22 protein-coding genes are annotated in these 20,584 nt (G+C 46.4%); 11 read left to right on the plus strand and 11 right to left on the minus strand.

Annotated features, from left to right (window positions below):
- Positions 1-13: 13 nt before the first annotated feature.
- Positions 14-751, minus strand: a complete 738-nt coding sequence (locus A9236_RS00220; protein WP_071466323.1) for a pseudouridine synthase — start codon at positions 749-751, stop codon at positions 14-16.
- 99 nt (positions 752-850) lie between these two features.
- Between A9236_RS00220 and A9236_RS00225 the strand changes: the two genes are divergently transcribed.
- Complete coding sequence (locus tag A9236_RS00225) at positions 851-2,179, plus strand: dicarboxylate/amino acid:cation symporter (protein ID WP_201721691.1); 1,329 nt, start codon at positions 851-853, stop codon at positions 2,177-2,179.
- A gap of 20 nt (positions 2,180-2,199) precedes the next feature.
- A complete protein-coding gene (locus A9236_RS00230; protein ID WP_071466321.1) occupies positions 2,200-2,823 on the plus strand; it encodes a carboxymuconolactone decarboxylase family protein in 624 nt (207 codons plus the stop codon).
- Positions 2,824-2,827: 4 nt separating this feature from the next.
- On the opposite strand, the gene A9236_RS00235 is transcribed toward A9236_RS00230, so the two are convergent.
- The 4 genes from A9236_RS00235 to can are packed head-to-tail and all read right to left on the minus strand — an operon-like array spanning position 2,828 to position 6,604.
- Positions 2,828-4,246 (minus strand): protein kinase, encoded by a 1,419-nt coding sequence (locus A9236_RS00235; RefSeq protein ID WP_071466320.1) that lies wholly within the window; start codon positions 4,244-4,246, stop codon positions 2,828-2,830.
- 7 nt (positions 4,247-4,253) lie between these two features.
- Complete coding sequence (locus A9236_RS00240; protein WP_071466319.1) at positions 4,254-5,006, minus strand: metallophosphoesterase; 753 nt, start codon at positions 5,004-5,006, stop codon at positions 4,254-4,256.
- Positions 5,007-5,031: 25 nt separating this feature from the next.
- Positions 5,032-5,931 (minus strand): lipid A biosynthesis acyltransferase, encoded by a 900-nt coding sequence (locus A9236_RS00245; protein WP_071466318.1) that lies wholly within the window; start codon positions 5,929-5,931, stop codon positions 5,032-5,034.
- 7 nt (positions 5,932-5,938) lie between these two features.
- Positions 5,939-6,604, minus strand: a complete 666-nt coding sequence (gene can, locus A9236_RS00250) for a carbonate dehydratase (protein ID WP_071466317.1) — start codon at positions 6,602-6,604, stop codon at positions 5,939-5,941.
- 22 nt (positions 6,605-6,626) lie between these two features.
- Here can and A9236_RS00255 point away from each other — a divergent pair, with 22 nt between their 5' ends.
- On the plus strand, positions 6,627-6,923 hold the full coding sequence (locus tag A9236_RS00255; RefSeq protein WP_071466316.1) for a DUF167 domain-containing protein: 297 nt from the start codon (positions 6,627-6,629) through the stop codon (positions 6,921-6,923).
- Between the two features lies 1 nt (position 6,924).
- Here the strand turns inward: A9236_RS00255 and A9236_RS00260 are convergent, their stop codons facing one another.
- Positions 6,925-7,827, minus strand: coding sequence for an aspartyl/asparaginyl beta-hydroxylase domain-containing protein (locus A9236_RS00260; RefSeq protein WP_071466315.1), 903 nt, complete (start codon positions 7,825-7,827; stop codon positions 6,925-6,927).
- Between the two features lie 152 nt (positions 7,828-7,979).
- On the opposite strand from A9236_RS00260, the gene A9236_RS00265 reads away from it, so the two are divergent.
- Both A9236_RS00265 and A9236_RS00270 read left to right on the plus strand, forming a co-directional pair.
- Positions 7,980-8,345: a hypothetical protein gene (locus tag A9236_RS00265; protein ID WP_071466314.1), complete on the plus strand. Its 366-nt coding sequence runs from the start codon at positions 7,980-7,982 to the stop codon at positions 8,343-8,345.
- Between the two features lie 77 nt (positions 8,346-8,422).
- Positions 8,423-8,743: an HU family DNA-binding protein gene (locus A9236_RS00270; protein WP_011903860.1), complete on the plus strand. Its 321-nt coding sequence runs from the start codon at positions 8,423-8,425 to the stop codon at positions 8,741-8,743.
- 86 nt (positions 8,744-8,829) lie between these two features.
- Here A9236_RS00270 and rodA read toward each other — a convergent pair whose 3' ends face one another.
- The 5 genes from rodA to A9236_RS00295 are packed head-to-tail and all read right to left on the minus strand — an operon-like array spanning position 8,830 to position 14,403.
- Positions 8,830-9,981, minus strand: coding sequence for a rod shape-determining protein RodA (gene rodA / locus A9236_RS00275; protein ID WP_071466313.1), 1,152 nt, complete (start codon positions 9,979-9,981; stop codon positions 8,830-8,832).
- A complete protein-coding gene (mrdA, locus tag A9236_RS00280) occupies positions 9,963-11,870 on the minus strand; it encodes a penicillin-binding protein 2 (protein ID WP_071466312.1) in 1,908 nt (635 codons plus the stop codon). Before mrdA ends, rodA begins: the two co-directional genes overlap by 19 nt.
- An 8-nt stretch (positions 11,871-11,878) precedes the next feature.
- On the minus strand, positions 11,879-12,403 hold the full coding sequence (gene mreD, locus A9236_RS00285; protein WP_071466311.1) for a rod shape-determining protein MreD: 525 nt from the start codon (positions 12,401-12,403) through the stop codon (positions 11,879-11,881).
- Entirely contained in the window at positions 12,400-13,335 is a 936-nt protein-coding gene (gene mreC / locus A9236_RS00290) for a rod shape-determining protein MreC (protein WP_083393545.1), read from the minus strand. The genes mreD and mreC overlap by 4 nt, the downstream gene beginning before the upstream one ends.
- 24 nt (positions 13,336-13,359) lie before the next feature.
- The gene (locus A9236_RS00295) at positions 13,360-14,403 is read right to left on the minus strand and encodes a rod shape-determining protein (RefSeq protein ID WP_068319852.1); all 1,044 of its coding nucleotides are present in this window, start codon (positions 14,401-14,403) and stop codon (positions 13,360-13,362) included.
- A gap of 59 nt (positions 14,404-14,462) precedes the next feature.
- Between A9236_RS00295 and gatC the strand changes: the two genes are divergently transcribed.
- The 6 genes from gatC (at position 14,463) to A9236_RS00325 (ending at position 20,558) form a co-directional block, all read left to right on the plus strand.
- Positions 14,463-14,756, plus strand: coding sequence for an Asp-tRNA(Asn)/Glu-tRNA(Gln) amidotransferase subunit GatC (gatC, locus tag A9236_RS00300; protein ID WP_071466309.1), 294 nt, complete (start codon positions 14,463-14,465; stop codon positions 14,754-14,756).
- The gene (gatA, locus tag A9236_RS00305) at positions 14,753-16,270 is read left to right on the plus strand and encodes an Asp-tRNA(Asn)/Glu-tRNA(Gln) amidotransferase subunit GatA (protein ID WP_071466308.1); all 1,518 of its coding nucleotides are present in this window, start codon (positions 14,753-14,755) and stop codon (positions 16,268-16,270) included. Before gatC ends, gatA begins: the two co-directional genes overlap by 4 nt.
- Complete coding sequence (gene gatB / locus A9236_RS00310; RefSeq protein ID WP_071466394.1) at positions 16,270-17,739, plus strand: Asp-tRNA(Asn)/Glu-tRNA(Gln) amidotransferase subunit GatB; 1,470 nt, start codon at positions 16,270-16,272, stop codon at positions 17,737-17,739. Before gatA ends, gatB begins: the two co-directional genes overlap by 1 nt.
- A 25-nt stretch (positions 17,740-17,764) precedes the next feature.
- The gene (locus A9236_RS00315; RefSeq protein ID WP_071466307.1) at positions 17,765-18,439 is read left to right on the plus strand and encodes a DUF484 family protein; all 675 of its coding nucleotides are present in this window, start codon (positions 17,765-17,767) and stop codon (positions 18,437-18,439) included.
- Positions 18,420-19,421 (plus strand): tyrosine recombinase XerC, encoded by a 1,002-nt coding sequence (locus A9236_RS00320; protein WP_071466306.1) that lies wholly within the window; start codon positions 18,420-18,422, stop codon positions 19,419-19,421. Before A9236_RS00315 ends, A9236_RS00320 begins: the two co-directional genes overlap by 20 nt.
- 69 nt (positions 19,422-19,490) lie before the next feature.
- Entirely contained in the window at positions 19,491-20,558 is a 1,068-nt protein-coding gene (locus A9236_RS00325) for a GTP-binding protein (protein ID WP_071466305.1), read from the plus strand.
- The last annotated feature ends 26 nt before the right edge of the window (positions 20,559-20,584 follow it).

Below are 20,584 nucleotides of genomic sequence, written 5' to 3' on the forward strand. Positions count from 1 at the left end.
CGGGTGCATTGATTCAAAATTGCTCCTCAGGCCTTACAAATCGCCACTGGCCTGGTGGTAGAGGCCCGAGGGAGATACGACCCATTCTGACGCGTTTTAAGCCAAGCACTTTGAGGCCAACCATTTCGCACATGCGGCGGATTTGCCGTTTGCGACCTTCCCGCAATACAAAGCGCAGCTGATCCTCGTTTTGCCAACTTACTTGCGCCGGCTTTAGTTCAACGCCATCGAGTTCGAGACCATGTCTTAGGCGATCTAAATCTTCAAAAGAGAGCGCACCCTCAACGCGAACTAAATATTCTTTTTCAATCGGGCTGTTCTCGCCAATCAATAATTTAGCAATACGGCCATCTTGGGTTAAGACCAGCAGCCCAGTCGAGTCAATATCTAAGCGACCTGCGGGAGCAAGACCTTTAGTGTTGAAGCGTGGGCTTCTGCCTTTATCCAGCGGATGCCCGAAATAGTTTTCTGGGGTGATTAAAGAAGCAGCCGGTTGATATTCTTGTTCGTCATCAAAGTGAGAGATATACCCGACAGGTTTATTTAAGATGACAGTGATGCGAGACGCTTGCTGAGCTTTTGCACCAGACTGAAGCTCAATTTTTTGGTGGCGAAAAGCGCGAACCCCTAGTTCATTAACTACCTCGCCATCTACAGTCACTAATCCCTGCTCAATATAGGAGTCGGCCTCCCGTCTTGAACATAGGCCCAGCTCGGATAGCAATTTAGAGACGCGTACTTTTTCTTCCATCCCTGCATTATCGAGTATCGACCACCACTCTGGGACGGGTTAATATCTAGCTAATCCATTCCGCCAGTATTTGCTCATTATTAAATAAAGGAAGAAGCAATGACAGTCACTATAAAAAAACCGCCAATTTATAAAGTCCTTTATTTTCAGGTACTTACAGCCGTTGTAATCGGAGTTTTATTGGGCCACTTCTATCCAAGTATTGCTACGGATATGAAGCCATTTGGAGATGCTTTCATTAAAGGCATCAAGATGCTCATCGCTCCGATTATTTTCTGTACGGTGGTTCTTGGCATTGCTGGCATGGAAGACATGAAAAAGGTCGGCAAAACTGGCGGCCTCGCCCTTTTGTATTTTGAGATTGTTAGCTCTATTGCCTTAATTGTCGGTCTGGTTGTTGTTAACGTATTGCAACCTGGTGCGGGAATGAATATCGATCCTGCTAGTTTAGATACCAAAGGAATTGCTGCTTATACGGGCCCAGGCAAGATGGGTACTACTACAGAATTTTTAATGAACATCATTCCTAGCAGCGCTGTAGACGCATTTGCTAAGGGTGAAATTTTGCAAGTTCTCTTCATTGCAATTCTCTTCGGATTTGCCCTGCATAAGTTTGGCGGTCGCGGAACAATGGTGTTCGATCTCATTGAAAAAACATCCCACGTTCTATTTGACATGATTGGCATCATCATGAAATTTGCGCCAATCGGCGCGTTTGGTGCAATGTCTTTCACGATTGGTAAATATGGCATCAGCTCCCTGTTCTCTCTAGGAAAGTTGATGGGCTCGTTTTATTTAACCTGCCTACTATTTATTTTTATTGTTTTAGGACTCATCGCGAAATTCAATGGCTTTAATATTTTCAAATTCGTACGCTACATTAAAGAAGAGCTTTTAATTGTCTTAGGCACTTCCTCATCTGAGTCTGTTTTACCGCGCATGATGGAGAAAATGGAGCTCTTAGGCGCCAAGAAAACTTGCGTAGGTTTAGTGATTCCTACGGGCTATTCCTTCAATCTGGACGGCACTTCTATTTATCTTACGATGGCTGCGGTATTTATTGCGCAGGCTACAAATACCCCGATGACTCTCATGCAGGAAGTGACCCTATTGTTAGTGTTGCTCCTTACTTCCAAGGGTGCTGCAGGTGTTACTGGAAGCGGATTTATTGTTTTGGCTGCCACCCTCTCAGCGGTAGGTGATGTGCCTGTTGCTGGTTTGGCAATCATTTTAGGAATCGACCGCTTTATGTCTGAAGCGCGTGCTTTAACTAACTTAGTTGGTAACGGAGTTGCAACAATAGTCGTTGCTAAGTGGACAGGTGAGCTGGATCAAAAACAACTGACTACCGTGCTGAATCGAGACGGTTGGATTGACGCTCAGGAGCCAGAATTGATTCTGGATCAGCAACAGGACAAGATGAAGTAATTCTTTTTTCTGGAGGCGACTTGAATCTCAAATTCATTTGGCCAATACTGTTTTCGGTATTGGCATTAAGTAGCGGAGTATTTGCACAAACTCGCCTTCCAGAGATTCCTGTGGATCAATATACGGCAGAACAAAAAAAAGCCGCACAAGAATTTGAAGCGGCTCGCAAAAAGGCTCCTTGGGGGCCTTTTGCAATGCTGATATACAGTCCAGAGCTCATGAATAATGCGCGCGCGATGGGCGACTATCTCCGCTATAACTCTGCGTTTGATAGTGCTCTCAGTGAATTTGCAATATTGATTACAGCGCGTGAGTGGAGTCAAGATTATGAGTGGTCTGTTCACTATCCAATTGCTATAAAGGCGGGCCTTAAGCCAGAAATTGCTCAGGCCTTAAAAGAGGGTAGGCGTCCCGAGGGCATGAGCGAAGATCAAACCATTGTGTATGACTTCACAATCGAGTTACAAAGATACAAGCAGGTATCAGATGTGACCTTTGCTAAAACGGAAAAACGCTTCGGGAAAAAAGGCGCTATTGATCTGGCTGGAATTGCTGGGTATTACACTTTTTTAGCTATGGAAATGAATATGGCGAGACGTCCAGCACCTATTGGGGGCGAGCGTTTGCCACGTTTTCCAGAGTAGTCTTTTAAGTCCTGACAATATGAACGCTGCAGGGAGCTTCCTCAACAATTTTTGTCATTGAGGTTCTCCAAGGCGTTACTTTGTTGGGCAGCTTATGCGATGCACCAATCAGAATTAATGATGCATCATTGTCTTTTGCAAACTCGACAATGCGTGCTGCAGGATCCATTGCCTCTAGTACGTGATAAGAGATTCTTTCTGGAGGCAGCTTCAGAGGTTTAGCCCACTCCATCAATTGCACCAAATGTCCACGCACAATCCCACTGGCGGTTTCACTTTCAAGCTTGCCTTCATAGGTTGGAGTGCTTGCAATCGTACTGATGCATACCAAACGACTTTCAGGATATGCTTGCAATAAGTTCGTTGCAGTCTTTTGCATACGGTCACGCAGGGCCTCATCTGATTGGCGCGTATCAATAGCCGCAACCATGAGAGGCGCATCTTGATTGCCCATGCTGGGGCGCGGGCTAGGTGATGGCTCATATCCTGCCGCTCTAAACCAGCGCTTGAATGTTTCCCAAAAACTGGGGGGCTCTACGCGCTCGCCGCGCCCTGTAATCTTCACGCTATCGGGATCACGTAGCACTTGACGCAATTGGGTTGCGCTTTGGTAGCGATCCGCCGCCCTTGGCTCTAAACATCTCAAAATGACTTCTTGTAACCAACGCGGAATTTCTGTGCGAAGTGCACGCGGGGGAAATGGCTCTGCCCACATGCGCTTTCTGAGGCCGCTCATCGTTTGTGGGTTACCAAATGGCAGCTCATGCGTGAGCAGCTCGTACATAATCGCACCGATTGAATAAATATCGCTGCGTGAATCAGTGCGAATACCAGCCACTTGCTCAGGAGAAATATACGGTGCAGATCCAACACCCTTGCGCATCTCTTCTGCAAGCAAATCAGGATAGCGGTCATGGTGCGACAGACCAAAATCAATGATGGTTAATTTTCCTTTGTCATCAATCAGAATATTTTCTGGTTTGATGTCCAAATGAATGGCATCTTGTGCATGGAGCGATTGCACTGCTTGCGCAAGGTCTGCACCAATACGCACTACTTCGTCTACCGTAAACTCTTTGCCCTCTTTAATAAGATCTTCAAGAGGCCTGCCTTCGACGCGCTCCATGGCAATATAGGGCCGTGTCGCCATGTTTCCAGAGCCTAAATACTTTGGCACATAAGGGCTTTTTAACGATCGCAGAATGGTGAGTTCAGTCTCAAAACCAATTAAGCTTTCTACAGGCTGATCCCTGCCGACTCTAGGTATCTTGAGTAGGATTGGTATATCAATACCTTCCTTGGTGGCCGAAAAGAGGCTAGCCATGCCGCCACGGTGTACTTCTTTGCCGAGCACAAAACCATCTACTACTTTGCCTTCTTGGAAGATGTCGTCAACTGCTTGTATATCAGTTTTGATCGGCATTATTAAATTACTTGCCGGTAATTAATCGATTGGCCAAATCCTCTGGCAAACCAGCCTGGCGAACCTTATCGGCTGCTGCAAAATGGTCGTAGGGTGTGCGGTGAAAAGTAATAAGCTCAGACTCAGGTTCAAAGACAGCAAAACATGCCTCTGGATTTCCATCTCTAGGTTGACCTAAGGAGCCAACAACACCAACCCACTGACGATGTTGTAGGACGGGAATCTCATCTCCTGGATGCGGGGCAAAACGAATCAGTTTGCCCACAGCGCTTTGATAAAAGAGTGCCTGCTCATGCGCGTGACCCACAAAGGTGTAGCTTTTACCTGAGCTTTGCGCACAACGCCATGCACTCATGCTATCGGTAACATAGTTCCACTCTGCAGGATTGTGAGCAGAAGCATGAACAAAGCAGAATTTCTCTTCATTTACTATCAATGGCAGATTTTTTAAGAACTGAACATGACCTTCATTCAACTGGCTTTTGGTCCATTGAATCGCGGCATTAGCGCTAGCATTCATTTGGTTTTGACAATCCTTGAATACGGCTTCATCGTGATTGCCGAGAAGGGCTATTGCTTTCTTGGACTCTACTAGGTCGCCAATGCGATCAATGATGGCTGCCGGATCAGCGTTATAGCCAACTAGATCCCCCAAGAAAACCATGCGGGTTACGCCAAGCTCTTGAGCTTTAGACATGCAGGCTTCAAAAGCCTCTAAATTACTGTGAAGATCGGCAAATAGCCCAATACGTTGCGTCATTCTCTAATGATAGGACAAAAGTCCTTTACGCAGAAGGGCTATAGGGACTGGCCTCGTGATTGGGGCGATTTTTGAAGCGCTTATGAACCCAATAATATTCGGCGGGTCGAAGTCGGATCTCTTTTTCAAAATATTGATTTAGTCGAGCGGTATCTGCCTTTGGATCTGCGCTTGGAAAATCCTCTAAAGGGGCGCTGATCTCACAGAGATACCCTGATTCATCATCCTTGAGTGTGGTGATCATCATGCATACATCCGCCCCAGTAATTTTTGCTAAGCGGGAGATGGTAGTAATTGTGTTTGTTTGAATCTCAAAGAAGGGTACAAATTCAGAGTCCTTAAGACCCAGGTCAATATCCGGTGCAATGATGATGAAGTCCCCGTTGCGAATTTCACGAATGATGGCTTTGGTATTGCCTTGACGGTCGATCGAATTGCCGCCGAATCGATTGCGCCAATCAACTATTTTTTTATTGAAAAATGGACTCTTCATTCTCTGAAAAAATCCAGAGGTACGTGGCCAGTCCATGCGTTTTGCTAGCGCGCTCAGAATGATGCTGCCCTCAATTCCAGTGAAATGCATGTTGACCAAAATGCGTGGCTGGCGACTTGAGAGATCTACTGCAGACTTCACTTCAATCATTTTGCTTAATTGTTTTTCGCTTCCCAACCAAATGATGCTTTTTTCTACCAGGCTACGACCTAACAAGCGCCAATGTTTTTTGCTGAGTACATCAATTTCCGTTGTGCTCAAATTGGGAAAGCACAAATGGAGATTAGTTTTAACAACGCGATTTCTATCCCCAGGTATTCTGGCTGCGATATAGCCTAGTCCATAGCCGATAGACACTAAGAGCTGATAGGGCAAGAGGGATAGGAGCTTTAGAAATGCAACCCCCGCGTAATTTGCTAAGGACTTGAACAAACGCGCCTTACTCTGATTCGTAGCGTTTAATAGATTTGGCGTAGCGCTCTAGCATCTCTTCGGTGGAGCTACTTGACATTCCCAGGTCATTTACAAGGCCAGTATCTAGGCGATAAGCCCAGCCATGCACTGTGAGATCTTGTCCGCGAGCCCATGCATCCTGAACAATGGTTGTTTCGCAAACATTCACAACTTGTTCTATGACATTGAGTTCGCATAAGCGATCTTGACGTTTGGCGGTAGGCAATACTTCGCCGAGATAGCGCTCGTGTTTTTGATGAACGTCTTTTACATGGCGCAACCAATTGTCAGCAAGACCAACGCGCCTATCACTGAGCGCAGCATGAACACCGGCGCATCCATAGTGACCAACTACCAAAATATGTTTAACCTTTAAAAGGTCAATCGCAAATTGAATGACCGATAAGCAATTGAGATCGGTATGAACTACAACGTTCGCCACATTACGATGAACAAAAAGTTCACCAGGTAAAAGATCCACAATTTCATTTGCTGGAACACGGCTATCCGCACAACCAATCCAAAGGTATCCCGGAGCCTGTTGGTTTACTAGGCGCTTGAAGAAGTCTGGATCTTTGGCAACCATGCCCTCGGCCCATTGGCGATTACTGGCAAACAGGTGATCAAGAGCTTGAGAATTTTTGTATGGCATGCTTTGAGTTTAAAGTACTTTAATGACGCCGATTTGGTTAAAACAAACCCCTACTGGAATTGCCCTTCATTTGCACTGCCAACCGGGCGCAAAACAGACCAAAGTGGTTGGCTTGCATGATGGCTGCCTGAAAATTTCTTTGCAGGCTCCGGCCCTTGAAAACAAAGCCAATGAGCTCTTATTGGCCTGGTTGTCCAAGCAATTGAAGGTACCTCAAAAGCAAATTCAATTTCTTTCGGGTCAAAATAGCCGCCAGAAACGAGTAGAAATTTGGGGCTCTATTACCGCAGAGCAAATTGCCGATGCATTAAAGCCTTAATCTACCAAAAGATGGCCCACAAAATTCCTAAAATTAGAACCCATTTGCCTACGTAATAAACAGAGCGATGTTTTGCTTTCAGTTTTTTCGCTTGAGCACGTAGGTGATAAAAGTAAGTAAATAGGACATTTACAAAACCAACCTTTTCACCTACAACGTTTTGAGAGGCTGCAGCACTCATGACGTAGCGCCCAAACCAGCGATTGAGTAGCTGCACTGCTTTTGTATACACAGGACGCTCAACATCGCAAAACAAGACGATGCGTTGATGGTCAGTTTCATTGGCCGCGAAATGAATATAGGTCTCATCAAAAATCACGGGTTCACCATCTTTCCAGAAATAACGCTCACCATCAACCTCAATAAAGCATTTGGGGTCATTGGGTGTAACCAATCCAATGTGGTAGCGCAGAGATCCAGCATAGGGGTCTCGATGCCTTACCAGTGTTGCCCCCGGAGGCAAAGAAGCAAACATGGCCGCTTTTACTGAGGGAATAGACTTAAGTAGTGCTACTGTTTTGGGACAGCTTGCTTGTGCTGATGGCAGGTCTTTGCCATACCAATAGAGGTGAAAACGCTTCCAGCCAGTCCTAAAGAAGGAATTAAAGCCAATATCGTTGTACCCAGTTGCTGCTGCAATGGCCCCATCTGCGTTTAAAGAAAGCGCTTCCTCGCGAATGATTTCCCAGTTATCTTGCAATGGCTTCATTTCAGGAAACTGGCTTACTGGAATATAGGCGCTCGCTTTTACCTTGGAGAATAAGTAGAGGAGTGCATTGATTGGCGAAAGTAAGACTTGATAGTCAGTTAGCGATCGAACCACGCCAAAACGCACTTTTCCTCTGAAATAGACATAAATTGCTGAGGCAATAAATATAAAAAAGATGATGTGACGAGCTTGCATTCGATCTGCCAATCTAAAGTGATAACTAACATTCTAATTTGTAAGCAAACCTTTTAATGACTATTTCTTGAGTTGAGTTCCTCATATACTTAAAGCAAAGCAGTATGGCTGCCCGCATAGGGTTAATGTGGATATAGATCGAGAGGGACCGTATGAATAGCTTTATAAAGTGGCTCTTAAGCCTTGTTTTAATTGGCTTAGTGGGTATTTCAGCCTATACCTGGCTGATGCTGACTTGGAGCTATGGAAGCGGGGAGCGGGCAGGATATGTGCAGAAATTCTCCAAGCGCGGATACATTTGCAAGACCTGGGAAGGTGAATTAGCAATGGTTTCGATGCCGGGCACGATGTCGGAAAAATTCTTCTTTACGGTGCATGAAGATGCTGTAGCGCAAAAAATCAATGAGAATTTAGGAAAAAAAGTAGCCCTAAAATATTCTCAGCATGTTGGACTACCAACATCCTGTTTTGGCGATACAGAATATTTTGTCTCCGGCATCGAAGTTTTGAATGATTAAGAGGCGGGGGAAGTAAAAAATTACTTGTCCGCAGCTTTATTTTTGTAATTTTTTGTGGTTAAAATCATGTAAGCGCAATGTGCGCCGACATCAATATCTATAAGGAGCTTCACTTGAACAAAGCCGAACTAATCGCAGCGATTGCTGACGACGCGGAGATCTCTAAAGCAAAAGCTGAATTCGCATTGAATTCTGCTATCGACACAATTATCAAAGCTGTTACTAAAGGTGATTCAGTGCAACTGATCGGCTTCGGTACTTTTGCATCTGGTAAGCGTGCTGCACGTATGGGCCGCAACCCAAAGACTGGCGAGCCACTCAAAATTGCTGCTGCAAAAACTGTTAAGTTTTCTGCTGGTAAAGCATTTAAAGATTCAGTTAACAAGCGTAAGAAGTAATTCTTTCTTTGTTGATAAAAAAGCCCGGCATGCCGGGCTTTTTTATTTCCTACGGAATATGAAGAAGCACATCCGCCATGGTTGAGTTAACTTTGCACTAGGCGACGATGGCGATGAATGCTCATCAAGATGCCAGCCCCAAATCCCAGTGTTACTAAAGCGGTTCCGCCATAGCTAATAAATGGCAGTGGAACACCAACAACAGGCAGTAAGCCGCTCACCATGCCAATATTCACGAATGCATAGGTAAAGAAGATAAGTGTGACTGAAGCACCGAGTAGTCGTGTAAATAAATTGGGCGCACTTGCGGAAATGGCTAGACCTCGCTTGATCAGTGCAAAAAATAATGCAAGTAACACTAGGTTGCCAAGCAAACCAAATTCCTCGGAGAAAACTGCAAAGACAAAGTCGGTATGCTTTTCTGGAATGAATTCTAAGTGCGCTTGTGTCCCCTGAAACCAGCCTTTACCAAAGAACCCACCAGAGCCAATAGCAATCATTGATTGAATCGTGTGGAATCCTTTACCTAGAGGGTCGCTGCTCGGATCAAGCAAGGTGCAGATGCGATGCTTCTGATAGTCATGTACAAATGGCCACACCACTTCATGTGCGCAAATCGTGCCACCAAAAATAATAATGAGCAGAATGCCAATAACGGCAACGCATACAAATGGCAATATCCATTTCCAAGGCAGCCCCGCCAAGATGATGACGTAAAGTCCAGCAGCAAAAACCAATAGTGCGGTTCCAAGATCAGGCTGACGCGCAATCAGAAAAACAGGAATGGCCAAAATGATGATTGCTACGGCATAGTCCCAAGTCTTTTGAAGACCCTCGCGCTTTTGAAAATACCAAGCCAACATCAAAGGCATTGCAATCTTCATGATCTCGGATGGTTGAATTACTACGCCAATATTTAACCAGCGCCGCGCCCCTTTTTTAATTAATCCAAATGCTGCAACGGCAACTAAGAGCGTGACGCCGAGTGCATAAATCCAGACTGCGCCCATCTCTAGCCACTTTGGAGGAATGCGAGAAACAATCCACATCACTACAAATGACAGCGCAAGATTGCGCAATTCATCTGTAATTAGAACGGGAGTATTTTGACTTGCAGATAAGAAAGTAAAAAAGCCTACAGCTGCTAGACCAAGCAGAATCAGGCCTAGCTGTCGATCCAAACCAGCAAAAAAACTAAAGAAAACGGCCTTCATTTTTATTAAGGGGCTCTTTTCCATTCGGGAACCTCCTTAGGCCATTTGCCTTCAATGTAGTAGTCCAATGCGCTGCGTGCAATGGGGGCTGCATATTGCGCACCAAAGCCTGCGTTCTCTACAACCATCGCAATGACGATAGTCGGCTTATCTGCAGGAGCAAATGCAATATATAAGGCATGGTCACGCAGGAACTCAGCAGTAGCTCCATGCTTGTAATCTTTTGAGTTCAAGCTAAACACTTGTGCTGTTCCTGTTTTACCTCCAGCCACATAGCCTGTACCTTGAAACGCTGCTGCTGATGTGCCAGAGCGATTTACTTCAATCATCGCTTTTTTAATCACTTCAATATTCTCTGGATTCAATTCAATCCGATAACTTTCTTTTGGGGTCGTTAGCACTCTATTGCGAGTAAATGGATCCTCAATTGCTTTGACTAAATGGGGCTTCATCACTACGCCATTGTTGGCGAGGTTCGCCATTGCATGGGCTAGCTGCAAAATAGTGAAAGAGTTATAGCCCTGACCAATCCCAAGAGAAATAGTTTCACCTTCATACCATTTTTGTTGCTCTGGTTTTTTAAAAGTATTTTGTTTCCATTCGGTTGAAGGTAAGACGCCTTTCGCTTCCCCTTGTAAATCAATTCCTGTGATCTGACCAAATCCAAATGGCTTCATAAAGTCAGCAATCATGTTGACACCCATGTCGCGTGCAAGCATGTAGTAATAAGTGTCACAAGATTCGACAATGGATTTCTGCATGTCAACGGTACCGTGACCTCCCTTTTTATCGTCGCGGAAAGTATGGTTACCAAAATCAAAATAACCAGGATCGAAAATCGTTTGTGAGGCAGTGCGCTTTTTGTTTTCCAGTGCAGCAAGCGCCATAAACGGTTTGTATGTAGAGCCGGGTGGATAGATACCTTTTAGCGGGCGGTTGTATAGCGGCTTTTGTGGTGAGTCGTTTAGCTCTTTCCAAGTTACTGAGTCAATGCCCTCGACAAAATCATTCGGATTGAAATTGGGTTTTGAAACAAAAGCTAATACATCGCCTGTTTCAGGCTCAATCGCCACAAATGCACCGCGGAAATTTCCGTAGAGCTGCTCCACTAAATACTGCAACTTAATATCAACTGAGAGCACTATATTTTTACCTGGCACAGAAGGTGAGCTTGAGAGTGTTCTCACTGGTTTACCACCCGCAGTAATCTCGACCTGATCGTATCCAGGTACACCACGCAAAACATTTTCATAGCTTTGCTCCAAGCCAATCTTTCCAACATATTGAATGCCAGGCAAAAAGGATGTCTGCAATGCATCAGGATCATCTGCCTTTGAGTTCTCAATTTCGCTTTGCATGCGCTCTTTATCGCGCTGGGAAACCCGACCGATATAGCCAATTAAATGGGACGCCAATTCGTTATAGGGGTACTCCCGGAAGCTTCTTGCGCGGATTTCTACCCCCGGAAAGCGGTAGCGATTGGCCATAAAACGGGCAGTTTCGGTCTCATTGAGCATTGAGCGCAGGGGGAAAGTGCCCATATTGCGAGAATCTTCGAGGGAGCGCTTGAAGTTACGCCGATCTCTAGGTGAGATATCGATGATTTCAGAAAGATCATTAATGAGCTGGTCTACATTGCCTTTTACTTCTTCCGCATTTACATCTAGGGTGAGGGCAGAGTAATTTCTACCAATCACAATACCGTTGCGATCGATGATCAGTCCACGGTTTGCTGGAGCGGGTACCAGGGCAATACGGTTACTCTCAGCAAGTAGGGCGTACTTGCTATGGCTCACTAGCTGTAACCAGACTAGGCGCGTTACTAAAAGTAAGAAGCAAAAAGTAACGAATAGGGTCGCAATATGAATACGCTCTTGGAACGAATCGAGGTCAGGTTTTTTAAAAGAAACCATACAGCTTCTTAAAGTGGACGATTGTGATCAACGTCAATTGGACGACGTTGAGGCGCCAGCAATATTCGTGTTGCGATTGGCCAAAGCAAAGCCTCAATCACGGCTTGAATAGCGCCAGTGAGGGCCCACCAGTAAAACTCTCCGCTAAGTACCCAATGAACCAGTACAGGAAACAAAGAGACCAATAAAAAGATCGGGAGTAGATGGAGCGCTTGTGAGAGAACGGTCAGCGCCACAATGCGTCGATGCCAGGAGATGGCAAGGTAGGCAACCAGCGAATAACTAAAGGCATGTAAGCCTAGTAAATCTGAGTTGTGTACGTCCATCATCAAGCCCAAGATAAATGCTGAAATCACGCTGACATAGCGATGCTGATGAATGTTCCAAAACACAATACAAATGATTAGCCAATCTGGCACCCAGCCATAGTTGCCAATGGGCAATAGGTTTAGTAAAAGCGCACAAAATAAGCTGAAGTAAATAAAGACCGGATTGACCGGGCGCAGAATGTAGCCGCTTTGGAAATCAATCATTGCATTCCTCGCGCGCGTGTTTGGCGACGACCCGGATTATTGCCGAGGGGCTCTCCTGATGCAGACTTGTTATTGATGGTTGGTGCTTTAGCGTCAAATTTAGGGTCATACAAAAATGCTAGCGCTTGGCGATAGCGGTTCACTGCCGCTACTGGCACACAAAACACATTAGAAGAATTTTTATCAGCATTGCGCTCGATCTTGCTAATGACCGCTACTGCAAATCCAGGGGGATAAACACCATCAATCCCAGAGGTCAGCAAAATATCACCAACTTCTAGATCGCTGGCAACGGGTAAATAGCGTAATTCCAAGGGATTGCCGCGCCCAGCACCAAATACAGCCGCTCTCAGGCCATTGCGAGCCACCTGGACGGGCACTGCAAAGTCTCGGTCCTCTAACAGCGAGACCTCGGCAGAGCGTTCATAAAGGCGAACCACCTGCCCAAGAATCCCGGCGTCATTGGCAATGGGATTGCCTAGCTTGAGGCCATCATCGCTGCCACGATTAATCACAATGCGTTGTGAAATAGGATTGGGCGGATTGAACAAAATCTCAACTGGTAATGTTTTAAATGGAACTTGTTTTTGCAGTGCCATTAACTCACGTAAGTTTTGATTCTCAACCATCAAAAATTCGGATTGGTTTGCAAGTAATGAAAGCTCAGCTTGGCGAACCTTCATGGCTTGATTTTCTTGATCTAAGGTTCCACGAGTTGTGAAATATTCTGATGTAGCCTCGAATGCATTGCGGGGAGCCATCATGACGTATTCAAGTGGACGCAAAATCCAATTCACATTATTACGAATGGGATCGAGTGCTTTGAAGCGAAAATCGATCAGCATCAGAGCGATGCTGATCGACAGACAGACAATCAGTTTAAGTAAGGCCGGAATGCCCTGTCTGAAAAGTGGTGGAGCGCTATGTCGCAATTCCCTGTTCGACGTGTATGTCGCTTACTCGTGCGAGAACACTCCGCCTAACTTATCCATACGCTCAAGTGCGATACCGCAACCACGAGCCACGCAAGTGAGCGGATCTTCTGCAACATGAATAGGCAAACCAGTCTCTTCCAACAAGAGGCGATCAAGGTCGCGCAATAAGGCGCCACCGCCGGTGAGCATCATTCCGCGCTCGGCAATGTCGGATGCTAGCTCTGGTGGAATCTGCTCCAAAGCAGCTTTCACTGCAGTGACAATTTGATTCAATGGATCTGTTAGCGCTTCGAGAATTTCATTGCTAGTAACGGTGAAGCTACGAGGAATACCCTCTGAAAGATTGCGGCCTTTCACTTCCATCTCGCGCACTTCTGCGCCAGGGAATGCAGAACCAATTGTCTTCTTAATCAACTCAGCGGTTTGCTCGCCAATCAACATGCCGTAGTTACGACGGATGTAATTGGTGATGGCTTCATCAAACTTATCGCCACCAACGCGCACAGAGCCTTTGTAAACCATGCCGCCCAATGACATTACGCCAACCTCGGTTGTGCCGCCGCCAATGTCAACCACCATTGACCCAGCAGCTTCAGAAACTGGTAAGCCGGAACCAATTGCAGCGGCCATTGGCTCTTCGATCAAAAATACTTGTGATGCGCCAGCACCTAATGCGGACTCACGAATCGCGCGACGCTCAACTTGGGTAGATCCACAAGGAACGCAAATAATGATGCGTGGACTTGGCTTTAAAAGTTTGCTTTCATGAACAAGCTTGATAAATTGCTTGAGCATTTGTTCGGTAATCGTGAAGTCGGCAATAACACCATCTTTCATGGGGCGAATTGCCTCAATATTCCCTGGAACACGACCCAACATCGCTTTTGCCTCTTTTCCGACTGCCAAAATGGTCTTTTTGCCATTTGGGCCACCTTCTTGGCGAATCGCCACGACCGAGGGTTCATCGAGGACAATACCCCGCTCACGCATATAAATTAAGGTGTTTGCGGTTCCTAGGTCGATGGCTAGGTCATTGGAAAAGTAGCTGCGGAAAAAACCAAACATGATGTAGTGGGAAAATAGAAGGTGTTAATAAAAATATATAGGAATGATACTCTCGTCCCATGAAACTTGATGATGTCCAGCGCATTGCGCACCTATCCAGACTTGAGTTAAACCAAGCAGAAGCAGAGGCAGTTTTGCCACAATTGCAGGCTATTTTTTCTCTGGTTGAGGAAATGCAGGCTGTCGATACTAGTGGCCTAGAACCCCTTGCCCACCCCATTCTATTTTTGCGTGAGTTGGCGCAGCCTTTGCGCGCTGATCAGGTCACCGAGTCAGACCATCGCGCTGAAAACATGCAATCTGCCCCTGCCCAGCAGGATGGCTATTTCTTGGTTCCAAGGGTGATTGAATGAGCTGGCACAACACCCCAATCGCATTAATGGCAAAAGCACTTGCTGCAAAAGAGGTCTCTAGCAAGGAGCTTACCCAGTACTTTTTAGACCGCATTGAGGCTGGAAAGCAGTGGAACGCCTATATTGATGTGAATGCTCACTTAAGCTTAGAGCAAGCTAATAAAGCAGACTTACTCATTTCTTCTGGTAATGCTGGCAAATTGACGGGCATTCCCGTGGCACACAAAGATGTGTTCGTTACCCGTGGCTGGAAGTCGACTGCAGCCTCCAAAATTTTGGCTGGCTACCAAAGCCCCTTTGACGCAACCGTGGTCGCTAACCTTGGGATTCCGGATGAAAATAATCCCAAGGGAGCTGGCATGGTTTGCTTGGGCAAGACCAATATGGATGAGTTCGCCATGGGGTCTTCTAATGAAAATTCGGCTTATGGCCCAGTCTTAAACCCTTGGAATGCTGCTTACGTTGCCGGCGGATCCTCAGGTGGTTCAGCGGCAGCAGTTGCTGCGGGATTGGCTCCGATTGCCACTGGTACCGATACGGGTGGTTCCATTCGTCAGCCAGCAGCCTTTTGTGGTTTGACGGGCATCAAACCTACCTATGGGCGCGTATCGCGTTACGGGATGATTGCTTATGCATCTTCCTTGGATCAAGCAGGTCCGATGGGTAAGACTGCCGAGGATTGCGCCTTACTCCTCTCGGCAATGTCTTCACATGATCCTCGTGATTCAACATCGCTTGCGGATTCTGGTGAGGACTATGGCCGTTACCTCAACCAATCTTGGCAAGAGGGAAGCGTAAATTCTGCAAAACCGCTAGAAGGTTTGCGTGTTGGTTTGCCAAAAGAATTCTTTGCGGAAGGCTTGGCTCCAGATGTTGCAAAGTCAGTAAATGAAGCCGCAAAAACCTTAGAAGGTTTGGGTGCGAAGTTGGTCGAAGTCAGCTTGCCTAAAACCAAGCTTTCGATTCCGGTCTATTACGTCTTAGCTCCTGCAGAAGCATCAAGCAACTTGAGTCGTTTTGATGGCGTTCGTTATGGTCATCGTGCAAGTGAGTACAAAGATCTAGGTGACATGTATCAAAAGTCACGCACCGAAGGTTTTGGTGCAGAAGTAAGGCGCCGCATCTTAATTGGTACCTACGTTCTTTGTCATGGTTATTACGATGCCTACTATTTGCAGGCACAAAAAATTCGTCGCATTATTGCCTCCGATTTTCAGGCCGCATTTAAGGAGTGCGATGTCATCTTAGGGCCGGTAGCGCCTGATGTGGCATGGCGCCTGGGCGAAAAGTCAAAAGATCCAGTGCAAATGTATCTCGAAGATATTTATACGCTCTCAACCAATTTGGCGGGATTGCCGGCAATGAGTACACCTTGCGGATTTAATGTAAGTTCTCTGCCTATTGGCATGCAACTCATTGGCAACTATTTTTCTGAAGCGCGCTTATTGCAAGTAGCGCATCAATATCAGCAAGCCACAGATTGGCATTTGCGACAAGCTGGTGAGGTGGCATGATGGAATGGGAAGTCGTTATCGGTCTAGAGACCCACACACAATTACAAACGCAGTCTAAAATTTTTAGCGGTGCAAGTACACGCTTTGGCGCAGAGCCAAATACACAAGCATGTGCTGTGGATTTAGCATTGCCCGGTGTATTGCCAGTGTTAAATCGTCAAGCCGTTGAGCATGCCATTCGTTTTGGATTAGCAGTAGGCGCAAAAATTTCACCGGCTAGTATTTTTGCTCGTAAGAATTACTTCTACCCTGATTTACCAAAGGGCTATCAAATTAGTCAGATGGAAATCCCAGTCGTCGTGGGCGGGCAGCTTGAAATCCTTGTTGGAAATGATGTCAAGGTCGTTCAACTGACTCGTGCCCACATGGAAGAAGATGCTGGCAAATCGGTTCATGAAGAAGGCTTTCTGGGTCCCCATGGCGAACCCTCCAGTGGTATTGATTTAAATCGTGCAGGCACGCCACTTTTAGAAATCGTGACTGAGCCTGTCATGCGCAGTGCGGCTGAGGCAGTTGCATACGCCAAGGCCTTACATACCCTCGTCGTTTGGTTGGGCGTATGTGATGGGAATATGCAAGAAGGTTCATTCCGCTGCGACGCCAATGTATCGGTCCGCCCTAAAGGGCAAGCAGAGTTTGGTACGCGCTGTGAGATTAAGAATTTGAACTCCTTCCGCTTCTTGGAGGAGGCAATTCAATATGAGGTGCGCCGTCAGATTGAATTAATTGAAGATGGCGGCAAAGTCGTTCAAGAAACGCGCCTCTATGACCCCGATCGTCAGGAAACGCGCAGCATGCGCAGCAAGGAAGATGCGAACGACTATCGCTATTTCCCAGACCCCGATTTATTGCCCGTAGTCATTGATGATGCGTGGATTGCTCAAGTGCGCGACGGTATGCCAGCGCTTCCTGCCCAGTTACGCGAGCAGTGGCAACAAGACTATGGTTTGAGTGCTTACGATACTCAGTTATTAACCCAGGATCGCGACACTGCAAAAGTCTTTGAAGAGTTGCTAGCAATCGTTGGCAAGCCTTTAGCAAAAGCGGCTGCCAATTTAATTGCCGGAGAGTTTGCTTCTTCTTTAAATCGCGCAGGTATTGCTACAGCAGATGCGCCCTTGCAAGCCGCACATTTGGCGCCGTTACTGACGAGAGTGGCCGATGGCACCATCTCTAACAAGATTGCTAAAGATATTTTTGCAATTCTTTGGGAAGAGGCTATTGCAGGCAAATCTATTAGCACGGTTGATCAAATTATTGATGCTAAGGGCCTTAAGCAAATTAGTGACAGCGGGGCATTGGAGGCCATCATTGATCAGGTCCTGACGGCCAATCAGAAGTCGGTTGAAGAGTTCCGTTCTGGTAAAGAAAAAGCATTCAATGCCTTGGTAGGCCAAATTATGAAAGTCTCTCAGGGTAAAGCGAATCCTGGACAGGTCAATGAATTGCTGCGTAAAAAGTTAAGTTAACAAAAGTATTTTCTGAAAGAGATAGATGAGCGCCATTGATCCAAAGCAGGCCGAGCAAGAAGAATTAGTTGCTGAGTGGTTGCGTGCAACTCCGGGCTTCTTTGAGCGCTATGCCAATCTGTTTAACGAAATTCGAATTAAGCATCCACACGAAGATCGTGCGATTTCTTTACAAGAGCGTCAGATGACTGTGCTGCGTACACAGAATCAAGAGCTCAATCGTCGTTTAAGTGAGATGTTGCACTTTGGTAGTCGAAACGATAAAACTCAACAAAGTTTAGTGGCCTGGTTATTGCGTTTAATGAAGGCAAACAACAAGTCTGATGTTGAAGCGGCAATTACTGCTGGCTTGGCTGAGGTATTTGAAGTGGAGTCAGCGCAATTGCTAGTACCAAATTCTGCATTTGGACCTTGGGTTGACACTCCTTTGTGCGGCTCGGCAAAAGAGTTGGCTGCTGCCAGCATTGATTTATTGGCAAGTCAAACTACGATTGATCCAGAGTGGCAGAGCTTAGTGGCCATTGGCCTGCCGATAGGTAAGAGCCTTGGAGTCAATCAATCACCTGCAGTACTAATGCTAGCCAGCAAAGATGAAACCCGATTTACTGCAGACATGGGCGCCTTCTATTTGCGTCAAATTGCAGAACTTACTGCCGCAGCTTTGGATCGTATCCAGGCTTATGAAGTTAAAGCAGACTGATCTTCATCCGCTCATGCAGGAGTATTTGCATGAGCTACATGTATTGCGTCAACTATCTCCCCATACGCTCAAAGCATATGGCATGGATCTTAGCGATCTACAAAACTTTGCACTTGAAGATAACGTTGAATTATTAAAGGTTAGCAACGCACACATACGTCGTTGGGCTGGGCGCTTGCATTCCAAAGAAAAATCATCAAGAAGCATTGCCAGGGCGCTCTCAGCTTGGCGTGGTTGGTATGACTGGCTGACTGAAAAGGATGCGCGGCGTGATGCGCGTGCTGGCAAATTAACAAGTAATTTAATTGCTAATCCAGTGGATGATGTGAAGGCGCCTAAGCGTTTGAAGTCTTTACCTAAAGCCTTATCGGTGGAGCAGGCGCTTGCCTTGGTTAATCAGGCGGTGAAAGAGGCGGAAGAGAAGAAAGACCTAGAGTCTGTTCGGGATGCCGCCATTATTGATTTGCTGTACTCCTCGGGATTGCGTTTGTCTGAGCTACTGGGTATCGATGTGATGCAGAGCAAAGATCGTCAGCATGAATCGGCTGGCTGGTTAGATTGGGATGCTGCTGAAGTAACGGTTTTAGGTAAGGGTGGGAAAAGGCGTTCAGTGCCTGTAGGCTCACCCGCGATGAAATCCTTGCTTGCTTGGCGAGAAATGCGTGATGCCGGCTCTTACGCCCAAGAGTCGCTGGCCTTATTTTTATCGGCTACCGGCAAACGTTTGTCGCCCCGAACCGTGCAGGCACGCTTGCGTTCTTTAGCGATACGCGCTGGTCTGCCGACTCATGTGCATCCCCATATGATGCGCCACAGCTTTGCGAGCCATGTCTTGCAGTCCTCACAAGATTTACGGGCTGTCCAAGAAATGTTGGGTCACGCCAGCATCGCCAGCACCCAGATTTATACCTCGCTGGATTTCCAGCATCTTGCTCAGGCATACGATAAAGCGCATCCGCGGGCAAAGGCTGGCAAAGGCTAAAGAACTCGGTAAGATAGTGGGTTTCCCGCACTGGGAACGTAAGACATCTCGATTTTGATTGGATCATTCATGGCATTAATTCCGGTAACCATATTGACGGGCTTTTTAGGGAGTGGCAAAACCACTTTACTAAAACACATTCTGACTGAAGATCATGGCAAAAAAATTGCCGTGATTGAAAACGAGTTTGGCGAAGAGAATATTGACAATGACATCTTGGTTCAAGATCACGAAGAAAATATTGTGCAAATGAGTAATGGCTGTATTTGCTGCACGATCCGTGGTGACCTTGTTGAGGCGTTAAATGAGCTTTGGGAGCAGCGCAGAGATAAGAAGATCAGTTTCGATCGCGTCGTAATTGAAACTACTGGTGTGGCTAATCCAGGCCCTGTAGCCCAAACCTTCTTTATGGATGACGATGTTGCCGATCACTATGTCTTAGATGCTGTTGTAACCTTGGTAGACGCCAAACATGGTCAGCAACAGTTGACCGAGCATGAAGAGGCTCAACGCCAAGTGGGTTTTGCAGACCAGATCTTTATTACTAAGACAGACTTGGTTTCTTCTGCTGAAGTAGAGTCCTTGCGTGGGCGTTTGATGCACATGAATCCAAGAGCTCCGATCAGCGCTATTTCGAAAGGCGTGGTTCCTTTGAATGCCGTTTTAGATCTCAAGGGCTTTAACCTCAACGCTAAATTAGATATCGACCCGCATTTTTTGGAACAGGATGATCACGATCATGCCAATTGTGGCCATGATCACTCTCACGACCACGGCCATGATCACAGCACTTGTGGGCACGATCACAGCCATGACCATCATCATGGCCATGTAGGCCACACAGATCGCATCCAATCCTTTGTTTTTCGTAGTGATAAACCCTTTGATCACAAAAAGCTTGAGGACTTCCTGGGGGGCATTTTGGAGGTCTTTGGAGAGAAGATGCTGCGCTATAAAGGTGTGCTCTATGTGAAGGGTAGTAACCGAAAAGTGGTGTTCCAGGGGGTTCATCAGATGATGGGCAGCGATTTGGCCGGTCCTTGGGGTTCTGAGCATAAGCAAACCCGAATGGTCTTCATCGGCATCGATTTGCCCAAGGACACCCTACTGGCTGGGCTTGAGGGCTGTTTGGCCTAAAAAGATTGGGGTACAATCCGCCGCCA

This window comes from Polynucleobacter sp. QLW-P1DATA-2 (genome assembly GCF_001870365.1).
Taxonomy (GTDB): Bacteria; Pseudomonadota; Gammaproteobacteria; order Burkholderiales; family Burkholderiaceae; genus Polynucleobacter.

Coding starts and splice junctions, on each gene's coding strand:
- A9236_RS00220 (WP_071466323.1), bottom strand. CDS start 751: ATGGAAGAAAAAGTACGCGTCTCTAAATTGCTATCCGAGCTGGGCCTA.
- A9236_RS00320 (WP_071466306.1), top strand. CDS start 18,420: ATGAAGTTAAAGCAGACTGATCTTCATCCGCTCATGCAGGAGTATTTG.
- A9236_RS00270 (WP_011903860.1), top strand. CDS start 8,423: ATGTGCGCCGACATCAATATCTATAAGGAGCTTCACTTGAACAAAGCC.
- can (WP_071466317.1), bottom strand. CDS start 6,604: ATGCCATACAAAAATTCTCAAGCTCTTGATCACCTGTTTGCCAGTAAT.
- A9236_RS00260 (WP_071466315.1), bottom strand. CDS start 7,827: ATGCAAGCTCGTCACATCATCTTTTTTATATTTATTGCCTCAGCAATT.
- A9236_RS00255 (WP_071466316.1), top strand. CDS start 6,627: ATGACGCCGATTTGGTTAAAACAAACCCCTACTGGAATTGCCCTTCAT.
- A9236_RS00325 (WP_071466305.1), top strand. CDS start 19,491: ATGGCATTAATTCCGGTAACCATATTGACGGGCTTTTTAGGGAGTGGC.
- gatB (WP_071466394.1), top strand. CDS start 16,270: ATGGAATGGGAAGTCGTTATCGGTCTAGAGACCCACACACAATTACAA.
- A9236_RS00295 (WP_068319852.1), bottom strand. CDS start 14,403: ATGTTTGGTTTTTTCCGCAGCTACTTTTCCAATGACCTAGCCATCGAC.
- A9236_RS00315 (WP_071466307.1), top strand. CDS start 17,765: ATGAGCGCCATTGATCCAAAGCAGGCCGAGCAAGAAGAATTAGTTGCT.
- A9236_RS00265 (WP_071466314.1), top strand. CDS start 7,980: ATGAATAGCTTTATAAAGTGGCTCTTAAGCCTTGTTTTAATTGGCTTA.
- A9236_RS00235 (WP_071466320.1), bottom strand. CDS start 4,246: ATGCCGATCAAAACTGATATACAAGCAGTTGACGACATCTTCCAAGAA.
- mreD (WP_071466311.1), bottom strand. CDS start 12,403: ATGATTGATTTCCAAAGCGGCTACATTCTGCGCCCGGTCAATCCGGTC.
- mrdA (WP_071466312.1), bottom strand. CDS start 11,870: ATGGTTTCTTTTAAAAAACCTGACCTCGATTCGTTCCAAGAGCGTATT.
- rodA (WP_071466313.1), bottom strand. CDS start 9,981: ATGGAAAAGAGCCCCTTAATAAAAATGAAGGCCGTTTTCTTTAGTTTT.
- A9236_RS00225 (WP_201721691.1), top strand. CDS start 851: ATGACAGTCACTATAAAAAAACCGCCAATTTATAAAGTCCTTTATTTT.
- gatA (WP_071466308.1), top strand. CDS start 14,753: ATGAGCTGGCACAACACCCCAATCGCATTAATGGCAAAAGCACTTGCT.
- gatC (WP_071466309.1), top strand. CDS start 14,463: ATGAAACTTGATGATGTCCAGCGCATTGCGCACCTATCCAGACTTGAG.
- A9236_RS00240 (WP_071466319.1), bottom strand. CDS start 5,006: ATGACGCAACGTATTGGGCTATTTGCCGATCTTCACAGTAATTTAGAG.